This is a genomic window from Rhizobacter sp. P1_G5, assembly GCF_056405435.1.
This window is the reverse complement of record NZ_JBFUCB010000592.1, coordinates 1-3,774: the sequence shown is the minus strand read 5'-3', so window position 1 is coordinate 3,774 and position 3,774 is coordinate 1. Positions and strand designations below refer to the sequence as shown.

At 65.5% G+C, this 3,774-nt stretch carries 2 protein-coding genes and 1 pseudogene; all 3 read left to right on the top strand.

Annotation, left to right across the window (positions count from 1 at the left end; genetic code table 11):
- Positions 1 to 623, top strand: a pseudogene (locus AC1D12_RS27600) (RHS repeat domain-containing protein); the annotation flags it as partial.
- A gap of 5 nt (positions 624 to 628) precedes the next feature.
- Complete coding sequence (locus AC1D12_RS27595) at positions 629 to 2,929, top strand: RHS repeat domain-containing protein (protein WP_477844246.1); 2,301 nt, start codon at positions 629 to 631, stop codon at positions 2,927 to 2,929.
- An 11-nt stretch (positions 2,930 to 2,940) separates the two neighbouring features.
- A complete protein-coding gene (locus AC1D12_RS27590; RefSeq protein WP_477827891.1) occupies positions 2,941 to 3,588 on the top strand; it encodes a hypothetical protein in 648 nt (215 codons plus the stop codon).
- Positions 3,589 to 3,774: the final 186 nt, after the last annotated feature.

The window sequence follows — 3,774 nt, the reverse complement described above, 5'->3', positions numbered from 1 at the left end:
AGCAGGTCGTGCAGTCCACCAACGATGGTGACGGGCACCTCGGTTTCAACGCGGCACTGTCATCGGAACCGGCTCGCATCACCCGCTGGACCTACAACGCGCTCGGGCAGGTGCTGACCGCAACCGAGCAGGGATCGGACGGTGAAACGACCACCTGGTACGTCTACTACGCCGACACCACCGCCGACCACACGCAGGGCGATCTTCAGCGCATCACCACGGCCGCCGGCGACGTGACGCAGTTCACCGCCTACAACCGCCATGGGCAGGTGCTGCAGCGCATCGCGCCCGACGGCAGCGTCACGAACAACTCCTACGACGCGATGCAGCGGCTGCTGAGCACGACGGTGGAAGGCGAAGAAGTCAGCTTCGCCTACGACCCGGTCGGCCAGTTGATCCGCATCGGCGATGGCGACGGCGGCTGGGTCGGCTATGCCTACGACGACGCGCACCGCCGGACCGCAGCCTTCGACCACCTCGGCCACCGCATTGGCTACCGGCTCGACGCCGCAGGCAACGTGACCGGGAAGACGGTCAACGACCCCGACGGCGTGCTGACCCGGCAGCTGGCCCGCAGCATCGATCTGCTCGGACGCGTGCAGCAGCAGGTGGAGCGGCCATGAGGACGATGCGAACGCTTCTCCCGGTTCTCACCGCGGCCGCGCTGGCGTGCTTAGACACCGGCGCCCAGACGCTGCCGCCCCCACCGGTGTCGCCGGCACCGGTCACCCGCTACGAGTACGACCCCCAGGGCCAGCTGACGCTGCAGACGCAGGCCCCGGGCGTGCCCGGCCTGAACCTCGAGACCCGGTACGGCTACGACCGGCTGTACCGCCTGACCGAGCGGCGCGATCCGATGCAGGGCCGCGTCGGCTTCACGCACGACGGGCTGAATCGCGTCACGCAGGTCATCGACCCGCGCTCGCTGGCCACGCGCTACGTGCGCAACGGCTTCGGCGATGTCACGCAGGTCACCAGCCCCGACACCGGCACCACCACGCTGACCTGGGATGCGAACGGCAACCTGCGCACGCGCACCGACAGCCGCGGTGTCCTGGCCAGCTACCGGCATGACCCCGATCACCGGCTGACCAGCCTCGTCTTCAGCCGGCCAGGAGAGCCCGAGCTGAGCCTGGGGTGGTCGTACAGCCAGACGGGGCCCGATTTCGCGTATGGCGGTGGCCGCCTCACCAGCAGCCGCTTCCCCGCAGGCTCGGCCCTGTACCGCTACACCGGCCAGGGCCGGCCGGCGGCCACCGTGCAGCGCATCGAGGCCGCCAGCGGCGCGAACCCAGCGCCTGTGGTGCACACCGTCGGCTACGCCTACACCCGCGGCAAGCTGACCGCGCTGAGCTACCCGTCGGGCCATGTGCTGACCATCGGCTACACGCAAGGGCAGGCCACGTCGCTGAGCTTCGCTGCCGATGCTGGCAGTACGCCCGTGCCGCTGCTCGGTGACATCCGCTGGGAGCCCTTCGGCAGCGCGGTGCGCAGCTGGGCCTGGCAGATGCAGGCCGGCGCGCTGGCGCACGAGCGCTGGCGCGACCTGAGCGGGCGCATCGTGCGCCAGCGGCTCGGTCCGATGTTCCGCGACATCACCTACGACGCGGCCGACCGCGTGGCGGGCTACACGCACTGGCTGCCCGACGGCACGCCGCAGCCGGCGCTGGACCAGCAGTTCGGCTACGACGGCAACAGCCGGTTGACGAGCGTGATCAGCGCCAACGCGAGTTGGGCGCTGGCGYATGACGCCACCGGCAACCGCAGCGCGCTCAGCCTGAACGGCAGCGGGAGCGGCTACACCATTGAACCCGCGAGCAACCGGCTCACCGCCATCAGCAACCCGGCACGCGGCTTCTCGCACGACAGCGCCGGCAATGTGACCGGTGCCGACTACAGCGCGACCTACAACCTCGCCGGGCAACTCGCCACGCTCACGCGCGGCGGCGTCACCACCGCGTACAGCTACGACGCCGGTGGGCAGCGCATCCGCAAGAGCGACGGCAGCGCCGCCGGCACGCTGATCTTCGTGCACGACCACCAGGGGCACATGCTGGGCGAGTACGACGCGTCAGGCACCGCGGTGCGCGAATACGTCTGGCTCGGCGACATCCCTGTGGCGATGGTCATGCCCGCGGCGGTGGCCGGCGAGGCACTGCAGGTCTTCTTCATCCACGCCGATCACCTCGACACGCCGCGGCTCGTCGTCGACCCGCAGGGCAACACACGCTGGCGATGGCTGGCCGAGCCGTTCGGCAGCAGCGCGCCCGAGGTCGATCCTGGCGGTCTCAGCCCCTTTGCCTTCCCACTGCGCTTCCCGGGCCAGTACGCCGATACCGAATCGGGGCTGTTCTACAACGGCCAGCGCTACTACGACCCGCAGACCGGCCGCTACCACCAGTCCGACCCGATCGGGCTCGTCGGCGGCATCAACACCTACAGCTACGTCGACGGCCAGCCCACCGGCTACGTCGACCCGAACGGGCTGCAGTACGCGCCGATGCCAGGCCTGCCGATCCCACTGCCGCCGGCGGCCGTGCCGGGCACCGCCGAGAACAAGGTGCTCACCGAGGCGACGATCCGGGCGATCCAGGCGGCAAGCGAGGCGGTCAGCAATGTCTATGGCCGCTGTGCGCAGGCGCTCGGGCGGGCTTGGGATCGGATGTTCAGTGAGGGTGGAGAAGGAGCAGATGAGCAGAAATTGCCTGAACTCGATAGCACAGGCAAAGTGCATGGTTCGATTCCAGATCACCTGCCGGAAGGCGCAAAGCCAGAACAGCTAAACGAGCTCAAGGATGATCTGAAGAAGAGTATCGAGACAAGAAAGAATGAGCAGAATCGCCTCGGCGAAGATGGCCCTCACCGGGAACGAATTCGTCAAGAGGAGCGCCTGCTTCGTCAGATCGAAAAGAAGCTGAGTGGCTCATGAAGGAACCAACAATGAGGCAAGATCCGGATCAGACCCTCCAACAGGTGCTGAGAAGTGGCGACGATGAAGTTGCGCATCGATTGCTGCAAGCGTTCTTTGCTGGATATCCCCTGGAGAATCTGCGGACGCTATTGAACAGCTCGGATGAGAGAGTGGCAAAGATCGGCGCATGGATTGCTTCGGAACTGGGGGCCAAAGCGGCGCCATTGATGGATGCCTTCTTCGCCTTGCTGGCGCATCGATCGCGCTACGTTCGCTTCTTTGTCCTTGACGCCGTACTTGTTTGCGCAACGGAACTGGACGCCGCCCTCGTGGCGCGAGGTGTCCAGTTGCTGCGAGACAGCGACGATGCCGTGCGATGGAAGGCATTGAACTTCATTGCCAGAGTTCCGCTGTCGGTCTTGGCAAGCAGCATTCCGAGACAGGCCGATGCTCATCTGGCCGAACTTACGTCCTGGATAACTCGTTTGAATACCATCGATTCTTTGTCGCAAGTCACCGCACGACTTTCAAGCCCGGATGGCCTGAAAAGATTGATTGCATGTGCGGCCTCCTATCGGTTGCACGAGTCGAACCCGCACTTGCTTGAGCTTGCGTCCAGATCCGAAGACGTTGAGGTGTCATCGTTCGCAGCTGAACAATTGAGGCTGCTTCGTTGAGTTCAGATCGAGCTGTCAATCCAAAGCAAGAGGCTGCACGTGGCGGTGTGTGACAGCCATATCAAGTGGAATGGAGATCGTTGATGAGCAAGCTTGAACGAAGTCGCCTCCACACCACTTCCCGGGACTTCTTCGACATGCATGGCAGCACGCTCATGAAGCTGAACGTCGATGCGGCCATTGAGG

Bases quoted from the DNA above. Each gene is read 5' to 3' on its own strand.
- AC1D12_RS27590 (WP_477827891.1), top strand. From the start codon at position 2,941: ATGAGGCAAGATCCGGATCAGACCCTCCAACAGGTGCTGAGAAGTGGC.